Origin of the sequence: Bradyrhizobium rifense, assembly GCF_008123425.1 — a bacterium.
GTDB lineage: Bacteria > Pseudomonadota > Alphaproteobacteria > Rhizobiales > Xanthobacteraceae > Bradyrhizobium > Bradyrhizobium rifense.
Window position 1 is genome coordinate 95,509 of the sequence record NZ_VSSS01000014.1, and the last position, 18,509, is coordinate 114,017.

14 protein-coding genes and 1 pseudogene are annotated in these 18,509 nt (G+C 61.9%); 7 read left to right on the forward strand and 8 right to left on the reverse strand.

Features of this window, described 5'->3' with window-relative positions:
- Positions 1–153: 153 nt before the first annotated feature.
- Genes FXB40_RS07665 through FXB40_RS07685 form a run of 5 tightly spaced genes read right to left on the reverse strand, consistent with a single transcriptional unit; the run spans position 154 to position 6,078 of the window.
- Positions 154–1,383, reverse strand: a complete 1,230-nt coding sequence (locus tag FXB40_RS07665; RefSeq protein ID WP_148771599.1) for a Gfo/Idh/MocA family protein — start codon at positions 1,381–1,383, stop codon at positions 154–156.
- A 33-nt stretch (positions 1,384–1,416) separates the two neighbouring features.
- Entirely contained in the window at positions 1,417–3,033 is a 1,617-nt protein-coding gene (locus FXB40_RS07670) for an ABC transporter ATP-binding protein (RefSeq protein WP_148771744.1), read from the reverse strand.
- Between the two features lie 47 nt (positions 3,034–3,080).
- Positions 3,081–4,676, reverse strand: a complete 1,596-nt coding sequence (gene ggt, locus FXB40_RS07675) for a gamma-glutamyltransferase (protein ID WP_148771600.1) — start codon at positions 4,674–4,676, stop codon at positions 3,081–3,083.
- Entirely contained in the window at positions 4,673–4,873 is a 201-nt protein-coding gene (locus FXB40_RS07680) for a hypothetical protein (protein ID WP_148771601.1), read from the reverse strand. Before FXB40_RS07680 ends, ggt begins: the two co-directional genes overlap by 4 nt.
- A complete protein-coding gene (locus tag FXB40_RS07685) occupies positions 4,870–6,078 on the reverse strand; it encodes an ROK family transcriptional regulator (RefSeq protein ID WP_246207447.1) in 1,209 nt (402 codons plus the stop codon). The genes FXB40_RS07680 and FXB40_RS07685 overlap by 4 nt, the downstream gene beginning before the upstream one ends.
- 224 nt (positions 6,079–6,302) lie before the next feature.
- On the opposite strand from FXB40_RS07685, the gene FXB40_RS07690 reads away from it, so the two are divergent.
- The 4 genes and pseudogenes from FXB40_RS07690 to FXB40_RS50325 form a co-directional block, all read left to right on the forward strand.
- Positions 6,303–7,814, forward strand: a complete 1,512-nt coding sequence (locus FXB40_RS07690; RefSeq protein ID WP_148771602.1) for an ABC transporter substrate-binding protein — start codon at positions 6,303–6,305, stop codon at positions 7,812–7,814.
- 49 nt (positions 7,815–7,863) lie between these two features.
- On the forward strand, positions 7,864–8,805 hold the full coding sequence (locus FXB40_RS07695) for an ABC transporter permease (RefSeq protein ID WP_148771603.1): 942 nt from the start codon (positions 7,864–7,866) through the stop codon (positions 8,803–8,805).
- Positions 8,802–9,674 (forward strand): ABC transporter permease, encoded by an 873-nt coding sequence (locus tag FXB40_RS07700; RefSeq protein WP_148771604.1) that lies wholly within the window; start codon positions 8,802–8,804, stop codon positions 9,672–9,674. Before FXB40_RS07695 ends, FXB40_RS07700 begins: the two co-directional genes overlap by 4 nt.
- Before the next feature lie 84 nt (positions 9,675–9,758).
- Positions 9,759–9,860 (forward strand): annotated as a pseudogene (locus tag FXB40_RS50325) (AraC family transcriptional regulator); the annotation flags it as partial.
- Between the two features lie 124 nt (positions 9,861–9,984).
- Here the strand turns inward: FXB40_RS50325 and FXB40_RS07710 are convergent.
- A complete protein-coding gene (locus FXB40_RS07710) occupies positions 9,985–10,689 on the reverse strand; it encodes an ATP-binding protein (protein ID WP_148771605.1) in 705 nt (234 codons plus the stop codon).
- 485 nt (positions 10,690–11,174) lie between these two features.
- Here FXB40_RS07710 and FXB40_RS07715 point away from each other — a divergent pair, with 485 nt between their 5' ends.
- A complete protein-coding gene (locus tag FXB40_RS07715) occupies positions 11,175–12,383 on the forward strand; it encodes an ABC transporter substrate-binding protein (RefSeq protein ID WP_246207449.1) in 1,209 nt (402 codons plus the stop codon).
- Positions 12,384–12,413: 30 nt separating this feature from the next.
- On the opposite strand, the gene FXB40_RS07720 is transcribed toward FXB40_RS07715, so the two are convergent.
- Positions 12,414–15,236, reverse strand: a complete 2,823-nt coding sequence (locus tag FXB40_RS07720; RefSeq protein WP_148771607.1) for an ATP-binding protein — start codon at positions 15,234–15,236, stop codon at positions 12,414–12,416.
- Positions 15,237–15,684: 448 nt separating this feature from the next.
- Between FXB40_RS07720 and FXB40_RS50330 the strand changes: the two genes are divergently transcribed.
- Both FXB40_RS50330 and FXB40_RS07730 read left to right on the forward strand, forming a co-directional pair.
- On the forward strand, positions 15,685–16,548 hold the full coding sequence (locus FXB40_RS50330) for a winged helix-turn-helix domain-containing protein (RefSeq protein ID WP_187436722.1): 864 nt from the start codon (positions 15,685–15,687) through the stop codon (positions 16,546–16,548).
- Positions 16,439–16,993 carry a helix-turn-helix domain-containing protein gene (locus tag FXB40_RS07730; protein WP_187436723.1) on the forward strand — a complete coding sequence of 185 codons (555 nt, stop codon included), beginning with the start codon at positions 16,439–16,441 and terminating at the stop codon, positions 16,991–16,993. Before FXB40_RS50330 ends, FXB40_RS07730 begins: the two co-directional genes overlap by 110 nt.
- Positions 16,994–17,192: 199 nt before the next feature.
- On the opposite strand, the gene FXB40_RS07735 is transcribed toward FXB40_RS07730, so the two are convergent.
- Positions 17,193–18,260 (reverse strand): AraC family transcriptional regulator, encoded by a 1,068-nt coding sequence (locus tag FXB40_RS07735; RefSeq protein ID WP_148771610.1) that lies wholly within the window; start codon positions 18,258–18,260, stop codon positions 17,193–17,195.
- Between the last annotated feature and the right edge of the window lie 249 nt (positions 18,261–18,509).

An 18,509-nucleotide genomic window follows, 5' to 3' on the forward strand; every position in this document is an offset into this window, starting at 1 on the left:
GTCGAGGGATACTGGCGGCAGCACAACCGAGCGGTATATTCCTGTTGGCGCGCCAGTCTTACGCCAGCACAACGACCGCTCGCCAATATCGAGACCCGTGCCAGACCATCCATCGCCGGCCCTTCGCGTTGCAGGGCACGCAGCTTCACGCCGTCAGCGAGCCACGCGAGGAATATAGTGTTCGAGTTCGGGATCCGGGAAATAGATGGTCCGGCCGAGTTCCGCGGAGCGATAGAGCCCCATCAGCATTTCCATGACGCCGACCCCGTCATCGAAGGTCTCTGTCGGACTCATGCCTCGCCTGAATGCCTCCACCATATGACGGTTCTCATCGGTGTAGCCGTAGATGCCGGCTTCGTCCTCGACAACCGGCATCAGACCTTGCTCGGAATTCTGCTTCTCGACCAGGTCTTCGCCCTCTGATCCTTTGATCGCTCGGGAGAGAAAGACCTTGAGGCCCGTCGAGAGTGAGGAGAACTCCATCGAATATTCGGGACCAAGCAATTCAAGTTGGATGCGCAGGCCGGCGCCGACATAGGCCCATGAGGTTGTCGCCTCGATCATCAATTGATGTCCGTCGGCATCTTCCAGCGTCAGCATCCCGCGCGCGAAATCCTCGACCGGACGTTTGGTGAAATCGACTCCCATTCGCGCCTTGAGGTCGGCAGCGTAGTGGGGGCGGGTCCATTTCAGATTGGCCGTCGTGGCGCTGGCGCTGAGCAGCCGCAAGGAGTCGCGCTTTGCGCCTGGCGCGGTCAGCATGAAGCGCGCGACCTCGACTGAATGGCACATCATGTCGGAGAGCACGCCGCCTCCTTGTTTGTCGCCTTGCCAGAACCAGGGCTCGTGCGGTCCCGAATGCTCCTCGGCGGCCCGCGCGAGATAGGGGCGTCCACTGCCGGGCACGGCTCGCCGCCAGATGATGTCCTTACCGCGCATCACCGCGGTCGAGAAAAGCTGGTTCTCCAGATAGCCGTGAAGCAGGCCTGCATCTTCGACGAGCCTGCGCATTTCCCGTGCTTCGGCAAGCGTACGGGCAAGGGGCTTTTCACAGGCAATGGCGCGCAGGGGAGCCCCTGCCTTGGTCACGCGGTGGATCTCGCGCATGATGTCGAGACGGCTGTCGTTCGGCGTCAGAATCCAAAGCGCATCGACCTCGCCGGACATCGACATCGCTTCGATGCTGTCAAACACCCGCGCCGGCCCAAGGCCAAGACTGCGCGCCTTGTCCGCGATGCGCGTGCGCCGCTCGGCAGAACGGCTGTAGACGCCGCCGACGCTGACGTTACGCACGCCGAGCATGGATTGCAGATGGAACGCGGCGATGAAGCCGCTGCCGACAAGGCCGATGCGCAGCTGGGGAAGTTCCGGGAGCTTCTGCATGTCAGAGACCCTTCTCAATGAAAATGCGGCGGTTCAGAGGGATTTGGGCATTCTGCGTTGTCTACCTGGGATCGCGGCCAAAAGGGCCTGTGTGTAGGGATGCTCCGGTCGATTCAGAAGATCTGCGGTTGGTCTGATCTCGACGATCTCGCCGAGGCGCATCACTGCGATCCGATCGCAGACCTGGGCAGCGACATTGAGATCGTGGGTGATGAACAGCACGGCCAACCGCAGCCGCGCCTTCAATGTCTCGAGCAGGGCGAGCACCTGCGCCTGGACCGAGACGTCGAGTGCTGACACTGGTTCGTCGGCCACCAGCACCTCCGGATCGAGTGCCAGCGCGCGCGCAATTCCGATCCGTTGGCGCTGTCCTCCTGAAAATTCATGCGGAAAGCGTCGCCCGGCCCTGGGGTCGAGACCCACCAGCGTTAGCAGCTCTTCGGCGCGCGCATAGGCCTGCGCCTTCGGGACGCCGTGCGCGATCGGCCCGTCGGCAATAATCTGCCCGACCCGGCGGCGCGGATTGAGCGAGGCGAAGGGATCCTGGAACACCATTTGGACGTGCTTGCGGGCGTCCCGCAGGCGGGCCCCACGGGCCTCGGAGAAATCCAGTTCGCCGATGCGGACCACGCCTGCATCGGCGTCGGTGAGACGCATCACCAGCCGGCCGATCGTGCTCTTGCCCGAGCCGGACTCTCCAACCAGGCCGAGCGTCTCGCCGCGCCGGATTTCGAAGGTCACATTTTTCACGGCGGCGACCTCGGTCGGCGAGCTGAACCAGTCGTTGCCACGATAGGTCTTTGCAAGTCCGTTCGCCGCGCAGGCGATCGGTTCGTCCTCAACCTCGGCTCGGGCCGGCGGGGTCCCGCCGGGCACCGCGGCGAGCAGCCGACGCGTATAGGGATGCTGTGGGCGTTCGAGCACGTCCGCCACTGACCCCTGTTCGACGACGCGGCCCTTCTCCATGACTGCGACGCGGTCCGCGATGTCGGCGACGACGCCGAAATCATGAGTGATGAACAGCACCGCCATGCCGCGCCGCTGCTGAATGTCTCGAATCAACCGAAGGATCTGCGCCTGCGTCGTGACGTCGAGTGCCGTGGTTGGTTCGTCCGCGACCAGGATCGACGGTTCGAGCGCGAGTGCCATGGCGATCATGGCACGCTGACGCTGGCCACCCGACAGTTGATGCGGGTAGCTGCGGATGATCCGCTCCAGATCGCGCATGCCTACCTCCTCGAGGAGGGCGCGCAAGCGGGCGTGCCGCTCAGTTGGCGTGAATTGGCCGTGCGCCTCGAACGCTTCCATGATCTGGTCGCCGATCCTGATCACAGGATTGAGCGCTGTCATCGGTTCCTGAAAGATCATCGCGATGCGTCGCCCGCGCAGCGTCCGCCATTCTACTGCCGGGAGGTTGAGCAAATCGCGTCCCTCAAAGTGAATGGCCCCTGCAACCGGGCGAATCGCCTTGGGCAGCAGGCCCATCACGGCGGCGGCGCAGACCGATTTGCCGGAGCCGGATTCACCGACGACGCAGAGGATTTGCCGCCGATAGAGAGCAAGTGAAAGGTCCTCGACGGCAGAGGCACGATCGGCGCCGGCGGGCAGCGCCAGCGTCAGCCGTTCGATCGTCAGGACCGCCTCTGCCATCTCGCTCATGCTGTCCGATCCGATATCACGGTGCTTCTCATCCTGGTTCACGCCGCCAGTGCAATGCCGTCCTTGCGATGGTCCGACGCGCCGAACATGACGCCCCTGGAAAGATCGACGTGAACGGCTTGGCAGCCTCCAAGCGGTTCGTCCGCCCGGATCACGCGATGACCGCGCGCAATCAATTCGTCAGCCACAGCGCCGGGAATCGTGGGTTCGAGCGTCAGAGTGCCATCAAACGCAAAGCTGCGTGGCGCATCCGAGGACTGCTGAATGTCGAGCCCACGATCGAGCACGCCGCTCAGGATCTGCATATGGCCCGCCGCCTGGTATTGTCCACCCATGACGCCAAAGGCCATGATCGGCTTGTCCCGCTTCGCCAGCATGCCCGGAATGATGGTGTGAAAGGGACGCTTTCGCGGCGCAATAGCATTGGGATGTCCTTCGACGAGGGAGAATCCCGAACCACGGTTCTGCAGGAGCACGCCCGAGCGGGGGGCGTAGATGCCGCTGCCGAAGGCGAAGAACAGCGAATTGATGAAAGACACCATGTTGCCGTCGCGGTCCGCGACGGCAACGTAAGCCGTGTCACGATGAACAGGCATGTCGAAATGCGCTGCTGCGCTGGCACGTTTCCGGTCGATGGAGGAGGCCAATGCCGTGACTGACGCATCCGAGAGCAGCGAGTCGGTATCGAGCGGATGGAATGCCGGATCGGCGACCAGCGCGTCACGCTGCCGGTAGGCGGTCTTGGTTGCCTCGGCAAGGAGGTGGATGCGATCCGCCTCATCGAGCGCCGGGTTGGCCATGTCGAAGCCAGCAAGGATGCGGGCGATCAGCAGCGCCGCGACGCCTTGTCCGTTAGGCGGACATTGCAGGATTTGATGGTCGCGATAGTCGGCGCTGATCGGCTCAACGTACTCCGGTCTGGCACTTGCCAGATCTTCAAGCTGCATCACTCCGCCCATCGCCTTCAATGTTGCGATGATTTCCTCGGCAACGGCACCTTGGTAAAACGCGGCGCGTCCCTCGCGTGCAATCCGGCGCAGCGTCGCGCCGAGTGCGGGATGATTGAGCCTGCTGCCGACGGCGGGCGCAGCGCCGCCGGGCAGATAGACCGGTACACCGGACTGATGTCGTTGGATGCGATCGGCGTAGCGTGCCCAGTCCAGCGCCGCGCGGGGCGTCACCACAAAGCCGGTTTCGGCCGCGCGGATCGCCGGCGCCAGAACCTCGTCAAGGCCTTTCGAACCATAGTCGGCAGAGAGGCGGCACCAGGCATCGACCGCACCTGGAACTGTGACGGCATGGGGTGAATCGTCCGGGATCGACGTCAGCCCCTGTTGCCGAAACCAGCCGAGCCCGGCTTTCGCCGGCGCTCGGCCCGAGCCGTTGATCGCGACAGCTTTGCCGGATGCGGGGGCATAGATCGCAAAACAGTCGCCACCGATGCCGGTCATATGCGGATCAATGACACCCTGGAGCGCGATCGCGGCAATGGCGGCATCGACTGCATTGCCGCCTGCGCGCAGGATCTCGACCGCAGCGAGCGTGACGGCCGGATGAGAGGTCGCGGCCATGCCCCGGTCGCCGACCGCCAGCGAGCGCCCCGGCACCATGAAATCGCGCTGTCCCCAGCTCATGCCGTGCTCCGGTTGTTGGGCCGTGTTGTGAGCGCCGCGGCAGCCGGTTCATCGCAAAGGATATCGACGTCTATGCCCAGCAGCAGCAGGTCGATGCCACCGGCAGCCGCAATCTGCGCCTCATAGCGCGCGGCCGCGCGCTCTGCGACGGCACTCACATTGCCTACAACCTCAATTCTGGGCGCGTGCTCCTTCATGCCGCGACGTCTGCCGCCGAGACGGGAAGAGCCAACGGGCCGGCATCCCTGCCGATGCCAAACAGCGAGCGATGCACGAGGTCGAGCGCGCTGCCGATCGCGCCGATCAGCGTGGCGCGATTGCCGAGCGTGCTGAGCTCGATACGAACGGGCTCGCGCATGCAGCGTCCCAGATGTTCATCGATCCGGAGCTTCAACTCGGGCCGTGCGCCGATACTGCCTCCCAAGATGATGATCTCCGAATCGAGGATGCTGTGCACGGCCAGGATCGCGGTCGTGAGGATCCGGCTGACCTCGTCGATCGTGATCCGTGCCGCCTCCTCGATGTCGAGCCGATCGAAGACATCGCGCACCGTGCTGCCGGGGCTGCCGCCGAGCCCGACATAGCGCTCGATGATGCCGACACTTCCGATGGCGGTTTCCAAGGTACCGTACCGAAGGCCGCGCGCATCGAAGGGATCGCCCCCAAGCGGCAGGTAGGCTATCTCGCCGGCCGCGCCGCGCGCACCGCGCACGAGATAGCCGTCCGAAAAGATGCCCATGCCGATGCCGGTGCCGACTGCGACGAAGGCGAAGCTGCGGGCTTTGCGGCTGTTGCCGCGCCAATGCTCGCCGATTGCCGCGAGATTGACATCATTCTCGATGGCGATGTCGATCCCGAGCCGTTCGCGCAGCGCGGCCCTCACGTCCAGGCTGTCCAGTCCGGGGATATTGGGCGCGATGACGATGCTGCCCGACGCCGGGTCGACCATTCCCGGACTTCCCATCACGCCGCCGCGCAAACGTTGTGCCGAGACAGAGGCCTGCTGAAGCAGGGCATCCTTCATGCGCTCGATCTGGGTGACCACGGCAGCGCCGCCGTCAGAGGATGTTGGTTCGATGCTCTCGGCGACGATCTCACCGTGCAGATCGGCAAGTGCGACGTGCAGTTTGGTGCCGCCAAGGTCGATGCCGAGCACGAAGGCGGCGTCCGGCCGGAGCGCATAGGTGACGGCACTTCTCCCCACGCTGCCCTGGATTTGCCCATCCTCATGGACCCAGCCGTCGCGCTCGAGATCACGCATCACTTCCGAGATGGTCTGCTTGGACAGGCCCGTGCTGCGGGCGATTTCGGCGCGCGATACCGAGCGATCACGCAGCAGGCGCTCAACCACAAGGCGCACGGATTGTTGTCGCGCCACGGGCGACGAGGGAGCGTCTTGCATGAGTCTGAGTCCAATTAGTCAATACTCCGAACTAATACGCCATCGAGCTTGGCGTCAAGAGGGGGTATGCGCAGATTTTATCCGCCAATGGGCCGCCGAACTGTAACTAAATTCCATACTGCAGCTCAATTCGTTCGAGATGTTTACAAATTGAATTGGGCATGCTTGTCTTGGCCCCCAGCGGCAGAGCCTGGGAAACGGCCTCGGAACGAAAGGAATTCCGTATGAAGCGGATCGGGACGGCGTTGGCGGCAATTCTGATGATCGTATCGGGCATTGTCTCGGCGAGTGCCGCGACATTGCGGGTCGGCATTCAGGACGATCCCGATGCGCTCGACCCGGCGCTCAGCGGCACTTACGCGGGCCGCTTCGTGTTTGCGGCGCTGTGCGACAAGCTCGTCGATATCTCTCCCGACCTCAAGATCGTGCCGCAGCTGGCAGAGGCATGGGAGTGGGCAGCGGACGGCAAGTCGATCACCTTTACGCTGCGCAAGAACGTCACGTTCCACGATGGCACCGCGTTCGATGCAGCGGCAGTCAAGTTCAATATCGAGCGCATGAAGACGATGCCGGATTCCAAGCGCAAGGCCGAACTGGCGCCGATCGCGAGCGTCGAGGTGCTTGCCGCCCACAAAGTGAAGTTCAACCTGTCGGAGCCGTTCGTGCCGCTGCTTGCCAATCTCAGCGATCGTGCCGGCATGATGGTCTCGCCCAAGGCTGCCACGGAGAAGGCTGGGGAATTTGCAGCCGCGCCGGTCTGCGCCGGTCCGTATCAATTTGTCGAGCGCAAGTCGCGCGACCTCATTCGCGTCAAGAAATATCCCGGCTATTGGAACGCTGCACAGGTCGGCTATGACGAAGTCGTTTATTACTACGTTCCTGACTCGACCGTGCGGCTGTCGCGTGTCCGGGCGGGCGATCTCGATCTCGCGGAGCGTGTCGCGCCGACCGATCTCAAGACCGTGCGCGACGATCCCAACCTCGCCCTGCATTCCGGCCAGGGACTTGCCGTCTCGCATTTGATGTTCAATGTCGGCGCTGGCGCGAAGGCCGATACGCCACTCGGCAAGAACGCGACGCTACGTCAGGCCTTTGAGCTCGCGATCGACCGCAACGTCATCAATCGCGTTGCCTTCAATGGCGAGTTCCTGGCGGATAACCAGATGATTCCGCCGTCATCTCCCTTCTACGATAGTGCGCGCAAGGCGCCGGCGCGCGACGTTGCCAAGGCCAAGGCAATGATCGCCGCCGCCGGGATGACGCATGTTCCGGTCGAAATCCAGTACGAGAATACGGCCGGCGATTCACGGGTCGCACAGATCATCCAGTCGATGGCGGGCGAGGCCGGCTTCGACGTCAAGCTGCTGCCCATGGAAACGACGACGGCGATCGAGCGCTACCTGAACGGCAATTTCGAAGCCTATATTGGCAACTGGAGCGGTCGCGCTGACCCGGACCCGACGCTGGTCGCCTTTTTCAGTTGCACCGGCTCTCAGAACGTCAACAAGTACTGCAACAAGGATCTCGATGCGATCCTGATGCAGGCCCGGGGCGAAGCTGACGAAGCCAAGCGCAAGGCACTCTACGCCAAGGCGACGGACATTTACCTGACGGCGCTTTCGTCGATTCCCTTGCATCACCCGAACTGGTTCTTTGCAGCCCGCAAATCGGTCGGCGGCATCGTCATGGTGCCGGATGGTCTCTTGCGTCTGGTCGGTGTCAGGCCTGTGAATTGATGCGCGCGCCCACCGACGCGCTTGCCATGGTGAGGACCAGTCTGCCCCGATGAAGACCCTACTTCTGCGCCGGCTTGCCGTTTTGCTTCCGACCCTGTTGCTGGTGTCGATGATGGTGTTCGGTCTGCAGAAGCTGCTGCCCGGCGATCCTGCGCTGGCGCTCGCCGGAGAGGAGCGTAATCCCGAAGTCGTCGAGTATCTTCGGCAGAAGTATCGCTTCAATGATCCGATCCCGGTGCAATACGGCGTCTGGTTGAAAGCCCTCGTGCACGGTGACTTCGGCACTTCGGTTCGCACCCGATTGCCGATCGGCACCATGCTGGTGGAAAAATTGCCGGTGACCTTTGAGCTTGCGATCCTGTCGATGCTGGTCGCGCTGCTGGTTGGGTTGCCAATCGGGATCTTCGCGGCGTTGGGGCGCGGGACGGTCTTCGACTATGGGGCCAGTCTGTTCGGGCTTGCCGGACTGTCGATCCCGCATTTCTGGCTGGGGATCATGCTGATCCTTCTGTTCTCGGTGAATCTCGGCTGGCTTCCGGCCGGAGGTTTTGTTTCGCCGTTTGAAAGCGTGCGAGGCAATTTGGTTTCGATGCTGATGCCCGCTCTGGTGCTCGGCACGGGCACCGCCGCGATCATGATGCGCCATGTCCGCAGCGCGATGATCGAGGCGATGAAGCAGGATTACGTGCGCACTGCTCGCGCGAAGGGCGTCCGCGAAAGCACCATTGTGCTGCGTCATGCGTTGCCGAACGCGCTGATCCCGGTGGTGACGCTGGGCACATTGCAATTCGGCGAATTGCTGGCCGGTGCGGTGTTGACGGAGCAGGTCTTTTCCATCCCGGGTTTCGGCAAGATGGTCGTCGACGGCGTATTCAGCCGCGATTATGCGGTGGTTCAGGCGGTCGTGCTCTGCACAGCAGCCGTATTCCTCCTGATGAGCCTGATTGCCGACATGGCTTATGTGCTGCTCAATCCGAGGCTCAGGTCATGAGCGCGATTGAGACCGCACCGGTCGCTAATCACGCGGGCGCCGCCGCTCGTTCGGAAATTCGTCGCCTGCTGCGCGAACCATCCGCCGTCATCGGGGCCACGATCATTCTGTTTTTCGTCGTGCTGGCGGTGTTTGCCTCGTGGATTGCGCCGTACGATCCAAACTCGCCGGACTGGATGGCGATCCGCGCGGCACCCGGTGCGGCACACTGGTTCGGCACCGACGATCTCGGCCGGGACGTGCTGTCGCGCGTGATCTTCGGCACGCAAGCCTCGCTTGGCGCCGGCCTGGTCTCCGTGACGGTCGCGGTGCTGATCGGTCTTCCGCTCGGTCTCATGGCCGGCTATTTCGGTGGCCTCATCGACATGGTGATCTCGCGCCTCGCCGATGCGCTGCTCGCTTGCCCCTTTCTGGTGCTGGCGATTGCGCTTGCCGCGTTCCTGGGCCCCAGCCTGCAAAACGCGATGATTGCCATCGGCATTTCCGCCGTGCCGGTGTTCGTTCGCGTTGCGCGTGCCGAGACGCTGGTTGTCTGCACCGAGGATTACATCGCGGCGGCCCGGTCCCAAGGCCTCGGCCATCTCGCCATCCTGATCGGACAGGTGCTGCCGAACGTGCTGGCGCCGACGATTGTGCAGGCGACGTTGACCATGGCGATCGCGGTTCTCGCCGAGGCGAGCCTGGCCTTTCTGGGGCTTGGCCAGCTTCCTCCTGCTCCGTCATGGGGCGCCATGCTCGATGTTGCCAGGCAATTTCTCGGCGAGGCGCCATGGATGGCATTCTGGCCCGGGCTCGCAATCATTGCGCTCGTCATCGGCTTCAACCTGATGGGTGACGGCCTGAATGATGCTCTCAATCCAAGGCGTTAGATGGAAGCCGCACTCTTGTTCGGCGAGGAGATCCGCTGATGAGTGTTTTAGCCAGTTGCGCCTGACAACGGGCTAGCCCAGAGCGTCGGCTTTTCCGATCAAGCACATCTGAGCAGGCTGTTCAGGCAGGCGTTTCGTCAGAGTCCAGCGAGCTGGAGGCGCGACCTTAAGAGCCGGCGCGGATGAGGACTATCCAACAGTGAGCGGTCAGAGTCATCGTCCAGTTTGTGCTCGATGATGGTGGACTCCGTTAGGGGAAGCGGGTGCCGACGTCGCTCCGCTGACGGAAGGCGTGCAGACTGCTCGCGCGTCATCCCAGATCCTCGGTTCTAGACCGCTGCATCCGCTGAGGGCGCCGCACCTTTCTCCAAACACCATGGTTCGCGCCTGCAGAACTTTGTTCGGTCTCGGTCATTGGAAAGGTGAGAAGGAAGTAAAATCCTTCGGTGACGCAGGACGTATGAACGCGGCCGCCCAAACTGCAGGCCAACTCGCCGACTATCGTAAGCCCTCGACCGTGCCGGACGGCTTCAGGTGCCGATCCATTGTCAGAGACAACGCACTTTACGATCTTGCCTGCGAGCACCAATTCCACTCGCAGTTCCGGATGTCTACAGTCGAACTGTGCATGCCGTGCCACATTGGTCATTAGCTCGGATACAATCAATCCAAGCTTCCAACAGCGTTCTCCTTCAAGCTGCAGGTCATCTGCTGAAAACAAGACACTTATCGCCAATCCAGCCAGTCGGTATTTCGTGATGGAGACGCAAACCCGCTGGAGGTACCTCGCGGCGTCGATGAGGCGCTCCTGAGCAGGCATCTGCAGCGCCCGATGAACATCGGACCATTGATGCAGGTGGTCTACGACGTCGAGCAGCGCGGTCTTGACCACCACGCTATTCGACTGCATCGCTTTGGCCGAAATCGCGCATATGGCGCAAGTGAGTTCGTTTTTGATTCTGTGGTCCAACTCTCGAAGAAGCAATGATCCACCGGAATCCGATAGCTGCGTCATCTCGTGCTCCACGAATGTTCATGACCCCTTGGTTAGGACACCGTTCTCAGCAAACCAGGAGTGTCCTCGCCCAAACACAGGAAGCAATGTCGTCGCAACGATGCAGATTTGGACACGTAACTTGCTCCTCTCGATGCTGATGCAGTAGCGGACCTGCTTCGCACGGTCTTGTTCATTCGTGTTCCACTTAGACGGTTGCTGCGCAGTCCTTGCGCAAAGCCGAGACACTGGTCGTCTTCCAAAATTCCCGCCGGCGGACGCATATCAATTGAAGGGCGATTTGAGGCGGCGGGCCGGGGCGGTTTGAAATCACCAAACGGACGATTTCGGGCATACCAGCGTATCAACGGTGGCTCTTTGACGGACTATGAAGTTGCCGCCTGGCGAGCTATGCTGGCCGGCAGTACGATAACATCGCTTCACGATAGTGGTTCTCGCGATGTGGCAATCGCCGCAGCCGATAGCGTTGTCCAGTGAGGTGCGGGATGAAGAGACTAGCCATTCTTGCACTGGCGATTACGGCGAGCTGCGGCAGTGCCTCGGCCCAATCGAGTGACAAAAAATACGGTCCCGGTGTAACCGATCAAGAGATCAAGCTCGGGCAGACGGCGGCGTATAGCGGCCCCGTTTCGACAGGCGCTGCAATTGGGCGGGGAGCGCTCGCCTACTTTGAAAAAGTGAATCGCGAAAAAGGCGGAGTGAACGGTCGAAAGATCAAGCTCATATCGCTTGACGATGCCTACAGTCCGCCGAAAGCCTACGAGCAGACACGCAAATTGGTCGAGGAGGACGGCGTTTTGGCGATTGCCGGTTCGGTCGGCTCCCCGACTGGCATTGCTGCTCAAGCCTATCTGAACAAGGCCGGCGTGCCGCAGCTATTTCAAATCTCGGGCAATCGCAAATTCAATGATCCAAAGAACTCGCCCTGGTCAACAGCTTTCTTTATTCCCAATTTTGTCGAGGGCCAGATCTTCGGAAAGCTCATTTTGAAGTCCAGGCCAAATGCGAAGATCGCTGTGCTGCACCCCCAGGATGAACTGGGGCGTGAGTACCTCGCCGGACTACGTTCCGGTCTTGGCGACAAGGCCGATACGATGATTGTGAAGGTGGCTACCTACGAATCTTCATCACCTACTATCGATTCACAGGTCGCCCAGCTTTCGTCGTCCGGCGCGGACCTCTTCTTCAATGCAGCGGTGGGCAAGTTTGCCGCTCAATCGATACGAGCTGCCCGATCCATGGGATGGAATGCGAGAATGATCGTTCCATCGATCTCCAACTCGGTTGCCACAATAATCAGACCGGCTGGCGTGGAAAACGCGAAGGGTCTGATTGGCGCGCAGTGGCAGAAAGATCCTACCGATCCAGAATGGTCGAATGACAAGGACGTCAAGGACTATCTGGAGTTCGCCCGGACGTATCTTCCGGGGGCGGACTTGGCGGATTTGGCATACGCGACAGGCTACATGGTCGGTAACCTGATGGAAGAAATCCTGAGGCGCTGCGGAGACGACCTCACGCGCGAGAGCGTGTTGAAGCAGGCGACGAACCTGAAGGGCATCTCGCTGGAATTGGGCCTTCCGGGCATTACCTACGAAAACTCCCCGGAAGACCACAACCTCATTCGCAACTTGCGAATCGTCGAGTTCGATGGAGTGAAATGGGCGCCATTCGCTGCACGGATCGGGAATTAAGTGGCGGTCGAGTCCTGGCCGGACGCCGCCTCAGCGAAGCGGCTTCTCATGATCTCCCAGCTCATCCAACAGTCGTTTCGCCGCGATCAGATCGGCTGTGCCGAAGCCCTCCGTAAAGCGATCGTAGACCGGCTGGAGGCAAGCGATAGCATCGACGGCGCGGCCTTGGCGGCGCAGCAGGCGGGCGAGGCTCGTCGCCGCGCGCAGCTCCCATGACAAGGTTCCGTGCTCGCGCGCCACATCGAGCGCCTCCCTGAAGTGGGTCTCCGCTGACTCAGCTGCGCCAGACATGCCCTGCAGCAGAGAAAGGTCGCCCTTGAGGCGGAGGAGTTCCGGAGTGAACATACTCGGTTCGGTCTGCTCGATCCCGGCCTCGATCATCGCCAACCCGTCTGTGATCCGCCCGGACTGGCCCAGGGCCTCCGCCAACAGCGTGAGAGGGGTCATCGGGAGAAAGCCGAATTTGGTATCAACTGCCTCGACGTGCCCGCCGGGCTGAGCGCCGGCCCTGATGGCGAGAATTTGTTCATACCTAAGGCCGAACGACCCCCAATGTGGCAACACATGCCGTCGTGACAAATCAACCAGCATGGCAGTGTAATGGGCGGCAGCCAGCTGGTCGCGCGCCCAGAAGCCGATCTCGCACGCCGCCATGGCGAGGGCCTCGCACTGTGACTTGGCGTGGCCCGTCGCCTCGGCCTCCCGGAGGCTCTGCTCGACCATGAGCACGGACTGATCAGAAAATCCCTGCAGCCACAGCACCCGTGCGAGCCATATCCGCGCTGAAAGGCGCGGGTCGGTGCCAAACCGGACGACATCGCGGAAGTTGATGACATCCCGTCCCTGAGCCTTCAAGGCATCCTGCGCCAGCACGCGCTCCAGATGGCTGCGCGCACTCTTCTGGTCGCCGATAAGGTGGTTGGCCAGCCCCATCGTGCGCTCGCCGAAGATCACGTCGCCCGGATCCGATCCGCGTAGGGCCAGCTCATGGAATTCCCGCGCGAAGCCGTGCGCCGTGTGAAAGCGCCCAATCGCGGTGTGGTAGAAATACAATCCCCTGAGGGCGCGTAGCTGATACTCGGCGTCGGTCAGGCGCCTGGCCATATCGAGCGTCTTGGTGAACGCGGCGACCATCTCGGGAGCCTCAGCCGTCGATGCACCCAGGGCGGCGTGTAATCGTAGTTCTTCATGTGGATTCTCGACCGACGCGGTGCCAAGTGCCTGGTGAACACGACGACAACACTCCTCGAGCATGGACAGGCGCATCCAGAAGGGGACGGCGGCGGCAGTCAGCGCCCGCGCGATCAATCCATCGCCGCGCGCCGAAAAGGCCCAGTCGAGTGCAGCGCGCAAATTGGCGATCTCGTCGGCATAATCGGCCAGCCGGTCGAGTTCGGCGCCTCCGAAGAGATTTAGGTAGTAACCGGCGTGCCGCCGCGCGAAAGCTTGGCGCTGATCGCTCTTGTCGAGTGTCTCGGTCGCGAAGGCGCGGGTGGTCTCAAGCAGCCGAAACCGCGGTTTGGTTCCGCTTACATCCACGACGATCAACGATTTCGCCACCAGATCGGCCAAACGGTCGAGCACCTCGCTGCCTATCGTTGCCGAGTCCATCGCGACGGCTGCGGTCGCCTCGACGGTGAAGCCGCCAGAAAATATGCCGAGAGCCCTGAAGAAGGTTTGTTCACTTTCGCCGAGCAGGCCGTAGCTCCAATCGATCACGGCTCGCATCGTTCGGTGGCGCGGAACCCGTCCCCGACGGCGCGATCCCAAAAGTGGCAAGCTGTGGTCCAGGCGAGCGGCAAGGCCTTCGAGTCCGAGCACCTCGACGCCGGGTGCGGCGCATTCGATCGCGAGCGGCAAGCCGTCGAGCCCATGGCAAATTCTGACCACCAGTGGGGCGTTCTCGTCGGTCAGTGCGAAGTCTTCGACGATCGCGGTTACACGCTCGACAAACAGTTGCACGGCCGGGAAGGTTGCCGCTTCTGAGGCGGACACCTTGGAGGAGGTCGGGGGGCTCCCGAGCGGTCCCAGGCGGTACTCGTTTTCCCCCGCTACCCGGAGCGGTTCCCTGCTTGTCGTCAGAATATCGACGTCCTTCGCTCCGCTGAGAAGCGCCGTCGCCAGGCTCGCCACCTCGTCGATGACATGCTCGCAATTGTCGAGGAGCAGGAGCATTCGGCAGTCCCTGACAGCGGCGACCAGGGTGTGAATCGGATCTTGTTCGCTGATATGAAGGCCGAGCACGGTCGCAACCGCGCTCGGCACCAGGCGCGCATCACCGAGCGATGCCAGGTCGATCAGCCAGACTCCATGTTCGTATTCGGCGATCACTCGCTCGGTGACGGCGAGGGCGGTCGTCGTCTTGCCGATACCTCCGGGGCCCGCGATTGTCACTAGGCGCTCGCGCGACAGTCGCGAGATCAGCGCTTCCACGGCCTCCGCGCGGCCAATCATCCGCGTCGCGGCGAGCGGCAGGTTGTGCACCGCTGCCGCCGAGACGGTCGCGGTCGGAGGCGGCCGGATCCGCGATGATTGGTCGATGCCTACCGGCGCAACGAAATTGTAGCCCTGTCCTACCACGGTGACGATGTAACGATTGCCGCCCTGACCATCGCCGAGAGCGCGGCGCAAGGCGCTAACCTGAATCTTCAAGTTGGCCTCTTCGACGAATGTTTGCGGCCAGGCGTGAGCCATCAGTTCTTCCTTGCCGACCACCTCGCCGGCGCGCTCGACTAGAGCTGCGAGAATATCGAAGGCACGGCTGCCGAGCCGCACCGGCTTGTCGCCCTCAAGCAGAAGGCGCTCCTCTGCATGGAGTGAAAACGGGCCAAACGAGATTGCGCGTCGGTTCATCGAACGAGGCCTGGCTTTGGGGCGACCTTTTTTACCCAATTTTACTTGACGCAGGCCAGAGCGGTTAGCAATCGCGCGAACCCAGTGGCGTCCACGGGGTGCAGCCGGCGCGGATCAGCGCTCATTGCTGAAGCACGAGCCGACCGCTTGCGCGCCAGGTTGCTGTAAAGACTGTGGTTTTGCCGTGTGCGCGTCGTCGCTTGAGTTTCGCGGCGCGACGCTTCGGGGCATTGCTCGACCTACTGCGGGGCTGTCTCGGCTCGGAGGCGGACCCTTCACCAGCGGGATGCTGCGCAAATATACCGAGATTAACTGGTCGGGCCGGACTGACCTGCGATCAAATGCTCAAGCCATGAGCGGACGCCCAGTCATAACGAAGCGGCCGCTCGCCGGGAATTTCACGTCAATTGGGCAGAGAGACGATCCTCTTAATCGAGCGGGGCTAGGCATGCCGCCTGATCAACGTCGTTCAATCGAGGCAATCAAGATTCGGTTCGAGCCCTTCGAATTGAACGTCCTCGAGCGCTCACTCAAGAAGGCAGGCGAGACCATTCCGCTCGGCGGGCGGGCCTTTGACCTTCTTTTGGCTCTCATCGAGCGATCCGGCGAGACCGTTGGCAAGGACGAACTGATCGCGCATGTGTGGCCCGACGTCACTGTCGAGGAGGGCAGTCTGCGCGTCCATATGTCGGTCCTGCGCAAAGCACTGGGCGACGGGCAGTTGGGCCGCCGAAGATACATAGCCAATGTTAAAGGCCGGGGTTACTGCTTTGTCGCGCCAGTCACCCGCCAAACGCGAGACAATGACCCGCGCAACCTACTGGCTCAGCCCTCTCGTATACCAGTCCAACCGGGATGCACGGCTGATGGGGACGAGGCAATTCTGAGCCTCAAAGCCATGCTTCAAACTGAGAGATTAACAAGAGCCCTTGGTATTGGTCGCTCTGCGATCGATCCGAAACTGGAAAAGATGAATTCCGCCGTCATAGGCGTCGTTCGCATGTTCGCGGACCTGATCGTCAGCCTACTCGATACAGCGGAGCAGGTCGCACAAGCCGAGGAAACTGTCATTGCGACGCGCGATGAGCCCGTTGCAGAAGGCATTTCGCCGCAGAGTAGGCGACTGGCTCAACACGCCGCGACAACGTCTGCTGATTGCGCCAGATGGCAGACGAAACCAGCCTTGTCGAAGGAGCAGGATCATGTCGACGACAGCGGACCATGCCGACGATATTCCGCCGCCAATCGACGCGCGGCAGTTCGTCCCTCCGGCGAACAACCTGGTCGAGCTTCTTCGTACAGCGGAGCGTGAGCTCGAGCCCGACCAAGCAACGGCGAAGGCGGCGCTGGACACGGCGTCATCTATCCTGCGATCGGAAGTCGAGCGGTGTTCGCACATTCAGGGCGCCGGACCCGGCGCATTGGCGGCCTGGCAGACCGCGCGCGTGCGCGCTTTCATCGAGGAGAATCTGCACCGCACCATCCGCGTCAAGGACATCGGCGCCGTAGCGCAGCTCAGCGCAGCCCATTTCTCGCGGTCCTTCAAGCAAGTCATCGGAGAATCACCGCACGCCTACGTGGTGAGGAGAAGGCTGGAGAGGGCATGTCAACTGATGATCACCGGCTCGGCATCGCTGCGCGAAATAGCCCAGAGCGTCGGCTTTTCCGATCAAGCACATCTGTCCAGGCTCTTCAGGCAGGCGTTTGGTCAAAGTCCGGCCAGATGGAGGCACGACCTTGAGAACCGGGGCGGATGAGGACAATCCTATGACGGGCGGTCAGAGTCTCCGACTTGGCCGCCGCCGACGTTCTCGACGGCCGGGCGACCCAGCTTGTCGACCTTGCGAAGGTAAATCTCTCCCGTTGGCCGCGGTCAGCCGGATACGACAATCGCGCGGTGCTCGACGTGCTTGTTCTCGGCGCGACCAAGCAGAGAGCGCTCGGGCGGCCCGCAGGCTATTCGGTTCTGATCTCGCTCGGCGATTTCTTCGTCCAGCGGCGAAAGGCGCGGCGGAAATTGGCCGCGTCGCTGAATCCCAGCGCCAGCGCGATATCCTCGTTGGCGAGCTTCGTCGTGCGTAGATATTTCAGAGCGAGGTGGCTCCGGAGCTCATCCAGGAGGCCGCGGAAGGAAATGCCCTGCTGCCGAAGCTGGCGCCGCAACGAGCGATCACTGATGTCGAGCAGCGTTGCGACGGCAGCGAGCGTCGGAGGGTTGGCGATATCCCGCAGCAGAAGCACGCGGATCTCGCCGGCGATCCCGACCCGCAGTTTCAGCTCATCGAGAAGCTCATCGCAGAGCGCCACGATCATTGGATAGGTCGTCTTGTTTCCGAGACGTGCGGCCTGATCCAGCCAATCGGAGCGGAAGACGATCCGATTGAATCCATTGGAGAAGCGGATGGGACATCCGATCAGATCGGCGGGCAGACGGAAATCGTCAGCTTCCGGATAGGTGAGGCTGATGTGATCCGGGACGAATGCCGCGCCCATGATGTCGCGCATCAGCGAAATATGGATGCCGATCTGCATCTCCGCAATAAAGCGGTAGACCCGTGGGTCGATCGCTGCGCGCGCGTTGGGCTCAATTGTCCAGCTCGCGAATCCCTTCTCTTCCCTGAACTCTATCGTTGCGAGCGGCGCGGCAAGCGAGTGATAGCGCCATGCAAAGGACATCGCGTCGCGAAAGTCGGGGCAACAGAGAATGGCAAAACCATACATGCCGTAGGTCGATATGTGGATGGATGCGCCGATGCGGTAGGGCAGACGCCGATCGTTCGAGACCCGAATGGCGTTCTCGCAAGCCGTCATCAATTCCGTGAGCGAGATCCTGGTCTTTGGAGAGTGCACCTCCGGCACCTGGAGCGCGATGTTTCGCAGAATTTCCTTGGCAGAGGTCCCCTGAGCCGCCAGTTCGTCGAATAGAGCCGCGAGCTTGGTTGACTCGTAGACACGTTCGTCCATTCCCACGACGAGCGCGTTCTTTGCATCGATCGTCTTGTCGGGGTGCCTGGGATCGCTCAACTGAACCTGCCTCCGGAGACGGCCTTAACGCGCAAGCCAGCATGGCTGGGCAAACAGCATAGGCTGCATTGTTGTCGAGACGGAATAGCCGCATTTTCGATCGTCCTAAGGCTTGCCAGGTCGATCGTTGTGCGACGCGGAAGGCCAGATGGCAGCAGTTTTATTCAAGACGCATCACGGTTCGTGGCGCAGCGTGTCCGGCCCGGACCGGGCGTTGTCCGTTCCGGACCTTCACAAGGACGAGGCCGC